The 4890-nt window shown below is 45.2% G+C and carries 5 protein-coding genes; 2 read left to right on the top strand and 3 right to left on the bottom strand.

Annotated elements, in window-relative coordinates; genetic code table 11:
- On the bottom strand, positions 1 to 1187 hold a 1187-nt coding region (locus MHN01_RS16605), incomplete at its 3' end, for an amino acid ABC transporter permease (protein WP_239412362.1).
- 109 nt (positions 1188 to 1296) lie between these two features.
- Positions 1297 to 2343, bottom strand: a complete 1047-nt coding sequence (locus MHN01_RS16600) for an amino acid ABC transporter substrate-binding protein (protein ID WP_239412361.1) — start codon at positions 2341 to 2343, stop codon at positions 1297 to 1299.
- Positions 2344 to 2818: 475 nt separating this feature from the next.
- Between MHN01_RS16600 and MHN01_RS16595 the strand changes: the two genes are divergently transcribed.
- Entirely contained in the window at positions 2819 to 3112 is a 294-nt protein-coding gene (locus MHN01_RS16595; protein ID WP_239412360.1) for an isoamylase early set domain-containing protein, read from the top strand.
- A 115-nt stretch (positions 3113 to 3227) separates the two neighbouring features.
- Here the strand turns inward: MHN01_RS16595 and citX are convergent, their stop codons facing one another.
- On the bottom strand, positions 3228 to 3767 hold the full coding sequence (citX, locus tag MHN01_RS16590; protein ID WP_239412359.1) for a citrate lyase holo-[acyl-carrier protein] synthase: 540 nt from the start codon (positions 3765 to 3767) through the stop codon (positions 3228 to 3230).
- Between the two features lie 538 nt (positions 3768 to 4305).
- Here citX and MHN01_RS16585 point away from each other — a divergent pair.
- A partial coding sequence (locus MHN01_RS16585) for a TolC family protein (RefSeq protein WP_239412358.1) occupies positions 4306 to 4890 on the top strand: 585 nt, incomplete at its 3' end.

Below are 4890 nucleotides of genomic sequence, written 5' to 3'. Positions count from 1 at the left end.
TCTCCGGCAAAAACTGATACGAGATCGGGATAGCCGATGGCCATGGCCAGAGAAGAGTTTTTCACCAAGTTGAGGTATTGGCTGGTTAGGGGAGGGACAATTACCCGCATTGCCTGGGGAATGACAATCAGACGTAAAGTATGATTGGTTTTCAGCCCTAACGAACCGGCGGCCTCAGTTTGACCATGACTGACAGCATTGATACCTGAGCGAACAATCTCAGCGATAAATGCAGCAGTATAGATACAAAGCGCAATCAACAGCGCAAAGAGCTCTGGCATGATGTTGATACCGCCCCTGAAGTTGAACCCCTTAAGCTCTGGGTATTCCAGACTGATGGGTTGACCTGCCATGAGATAGACAAGGCTAGGTATGATCACTATTACCCCTAACGAGTATCGCCAGGCAGGGATTTGTAGCCCTTTGTCTCGTTGCTGACGGTGAGCCCAGAGGTGGATGACCACCGCAATGTTAATGGCGATCACCAGTGCTGCAACCACTATCTGATAGCCTGATTCGAACAAGGGGGCTGGGAGAAATAGCCCTCGAACATTGAGGAAGGCGGCCTCACCGATTGCCAGGCTCTGTCGTGGGGACGGAAGCGCCTGTAGTACCACGAAATACCAAAATAAGATCTGCAGCAGTAGCGGAATATTTCGAAATACTTCGATATAGACACTGGCCAGACGGTTGAGCAACCAGTTGTTTGATAATCGGGCAACGCCTATGATAAAGCCGACTATAGTGGCGAATAATATTCCCAATACGGCAACCAGAGCGGTATTTAACAGTCCGACTAAAAATGTGTGGCCGTAAGTATAGGTCTCGTCATACTCAATGAGTGACATCCCGATCCCAAAGCCTGCCGTTTGGTCCAGAAAGTCAAAGCCTGTTGCAATACCTCTCTGATCGAGATTATCCAAAGCATTGCCAATGATGGTGTAGAGGAACGCTCCCACACAAGCAATGAGCAAGGTTTGAAAAAAGAAGGCTCTAAAGCCTGGATGATAAGCTAACGACCGCACACTGAAAGGTTGTTGGAGGCGGTTAGGTAGCGTGATTTCGTCCCGTTCAGGAGTCGGATTGTTTATCTTGTTGCCACGAGCATTGCTGCCTCGTGCTTTGTTGCTCTGAAGAGCTGTGTTTTTCTGACTGACAGAATCAAATCCTGCTTCACTTAATGCCATACGACTACCCTGTTGATTCTACCGAGATTTAGCCCATGTGTTGGAACATGGGCTTGTTGGCGGATGGGGATCGCTCCCCATCCCGAGCTGCCAAAAGAATGCATATTGCTTAGCGAACTGGTGGTGCGTACATGATGCCGCCTTCTTTCCATAATGCGTTCAGACCGCGAGCTATCTTTAAGGGCGAGTTGGTACCTACCGTACGGTCAAAGCTCTCGCCATAGTTGCCAACTTGCTTAATCACTTGATAAGACCAGTCATCAGTTAGGCCAAGACCCGTGCCTTTGGGACCATCGAGTCCAAGCAGGCGGCGGACATTGGGGTCTTTGGATTTCATCATGGTTTCAACATTTTGCTGGGATACGCCGTATTCTTCGGCATTGACCATCAGGCTGAGCGTCCACTTAACTATGTTGAACCACTTGTCGTCGCCTTGGCGTACAACGGGGCCAAGTGGTTCTTTCGAGATGACTTCGGGCAGGACAACCGCTGATGTCGGATCCGACAACTTGATACGCAGGGCATAGAGTTGGGATTGATCGGAAGTCAGAACGTCGCAGCGACCGGCCTCAAAGCCTTTTGCGGTTTGATCTGACGTATCAAATACCACTGGCTTGAAACTCATACCGTTTGCACGAAAATAGTCTGCAAGGTTTAACTCAGTCGTGGTGCCAGACTGGATACAGACGGATGCACCATCTAACTCTTTGGCTGAGCTTATGCCTAACTCTTTGCTGACCATGAAGCCCTGGCCGTCATAGTAGTTCACCCCGACAAAATTAATCCCAAGGGCGCTATCTCGTTGAAGTGTCCATGTGGTGTTCCTGGAAAGTACGTCAATTTCTCCTGATTGGAGAGCGGTAAATCGCTCTTTTGCCGTCAGTGGAATAAATTGGACTTTGCTGGCATCTTTCAATACCGCGGAGGCAACGGCGCGGCAGAATTCAACATCAATGCCTTCCCATTTGCCTTTCGCATCGGTGCTGGAAAACCCCGGTAGCCCGGTGCTGACACCGCACTTGAGTACGCCTGCTGAATGAACCTTTTTCAAAGTGCTCGAGCTGTCATTGGAAGCAGCCAAAACGCTGGAGGAAGCGCAAGCCAAGAATAATGACGACGCAATAAGTGTTGAGGAGAAATATCTCGATTTTTTCATTATGACATCCTGTCTGTAGTGCTAAATAAATGGGTTTATATTTTTATTAGTGTTGTAAAGTATCTTCTAATAATGGTTACCACTGCCTTTAAACAAATGACGTTGTTTCTAACGGAATTATTATATTCTCGTATTTAACATAGCAATCAGTGTGCCAAAAAATAAACGCATCAATACTTTTGTCGAGATTGGTTTTATTCTCTGGGTTTATATCATCTGGTGATTAAATCTACTGCTATTTTGTTTGTTTTTGGTGGGTAGGTCTTCGTGATGGAGTAATTAAAACGTTGGGACTATTATGGTGCAAGGCGTGCACCACTAAAGTGTTAGTTTTGTGGTCATCTGCACTGTATTACTGCAACTAAGTCCAAAATGGTGGTTAATAATTGGTTAATTTTATTGGCGATAAAATAACTGTTGATGAAATAAGCTGCTTGGTTATTATTTAAGTTTGTTATGGGTGAAAGGAATCAACATGATTAAGAAACGAGTATTTAAAACGAAAGATGAAGTGGAAGTGACATTCGAATGGCCAGTCGATGATATTGAAGCGATTTCCCTTGTCGCTGATTTCAACCAGTGGGAAGTGAAGCCGATGTCGTTAAATAAGCGAACAAAAACATTTAAATATAAAGTGAGGCTTGGGAAAAACCAAAACTATCAATTTCGGTATTTGCTCAATGATAACGTGTGGGAAAATGATCCGGATGCCGATGGCTTAGTGGAGAATGATTTTGGCAGCAACAATAGCCTGCTGTCTACCTATTAATCGTGCTGAGTATCCCCGCTAGGAACCGTTAGGCCTCTTGACTACAGACCGTATTCAAGAGGCTTAATTAAGGTGATGTTTACAGTTAAGTTGGTGCTTAGCTAAGGAATATCCTTTAAACACTGCTGGCTATCTCTTTGACTTTTGATATGTGCTCTTTAAGCCCATGGTGATGGGAGTGATCGAAAATATCTTTGTCTCTACCGCAAACCAGACACTTTCTTCTTGGCATCTGGCAACCTGCTCTGGAAATTGTGTGTCCGTCAGTATCGGTGACATTCAAATCCATAAGCTGACCGAGCTTATGTGAATGTTCTATTTTTATCATTGCTGCCTTGAGAAGGCTGGCTGAGGGAGTATCAATAACAAAAATGGCTTCTGGCCCTGTCGGCTTGTAGAGAATTTGCCTGGTTGTTACCGTCCAACCTCGCTCGGAACAGGCATTGTAGAGAGCATCAATACCCTGATCGAAAATAGTGTGTGAGAGGGCATTATTGTCGATGTTGTTCGGTATTTTAACGGTGAAAGTGACTAAAGGCTGGCCATGACATTTCAGCCATTCCTGCTGCCTATGTATTCTGTCTTCGACATTCACAAGATGATCGAGCCAGCCGGTATCAGTCCTTTTATTTGATCTGGAACGCTTAGCCATCATAGTTTTTCTCCCATCAATTTTTCATATCTCAAAACCATAAACCTTGGCGATGTTTGCAGCCTGTTAAGGTGAATGCTCACTTGTCGACACGCAGTCTTCGTTGGTAACTAAAGTTAATGTACATTCAGCAAATTACAGGCCAGAGTTGTTTGTAAATGAGCTTTTTTAATAATTAGAAGGGATTCGTTGCAATGTTTTAAACGGCATTCATTAAAATGTACTGTAGCCGTGATAGTTTCAACATCTTGGTAGTGTTAATTTCTGGTAATGGTTAATAGATTAGAGAATTACTTTTAACGGGATAGTGATTAATTTATTACGGTGTTGCTTGGGGACGAATAACGTGCCTGGTGATTAACACTACCGACTATTAAGCGAACTTCTTATTGACCTTAACATTGCCTTTAAATGGAGCAGTTGCTTTATTTCTGAGCAAGCGCATCTGCATTCACCCGCTATTTACTCTTAACCCTATATAAACCCTCTATCGTTAGCTTCAGGGATCATGATGAAAGGGTTTAATCTTACGAAGACAGTGATGTCTTTGTCTCTTGTGGTGCTATTAGGCGGTTGTAGCACTATCAATTCAAATCAACCGTTTTCTGAGCGAGAAGCTGAGGTAGATATTCCGGCCAACTGGCAGGCTGCTGATGAGTATGTAAATGCTGAATTCCCTAGCCAGTTGCTGGCCCTGATCGAGCAAGAGTCAGTAGTGCAACTCGTCGAGCAGACGCTGGCTGCAAACTATGACTTGCGACTTACCGCCATTCGACTTGAAGAAGCCCGATTATTGCAATATCAGGCTGATATCAATGATCGTCCTACGGTGAATGCCAAGTTTGAAGGTCAGCGTTCTAAGCAGGGGCAAACAACTTCGCAGCAGACGCTCTCACTGGATATGAGCTGGGAGCTGGATGTGTGGGGAAGGTTAGCGGATGCCAGTGATGCGGCTATGGCCAATACGCAAGCCAGCGAGCTTGACTATCAATATGCGAGAAACTCACTGGCTGCAAGAGTTATCCAGGCCTGGCTTGATATCAGTTACCGGGCAAAGATCATTGAGGTTGAAAAACAGTGGATTGCCAACCTGGTTAGCACTGAGGAAATCATCAAGGAGCAGGTT

Origin of the sequence: Photobacterium sp. OFAV2-7, from assembly GCF_022347985.1 — a bacterium.
Lineage (GTDB): Bacteria > Pseudomonadota > Gammaproteobacteria > Enterobacterales > Vibrionaceae > Photobacterium.
This window is presented reverse-complemented; position numbering and strand designations above follow the sequence as displayed.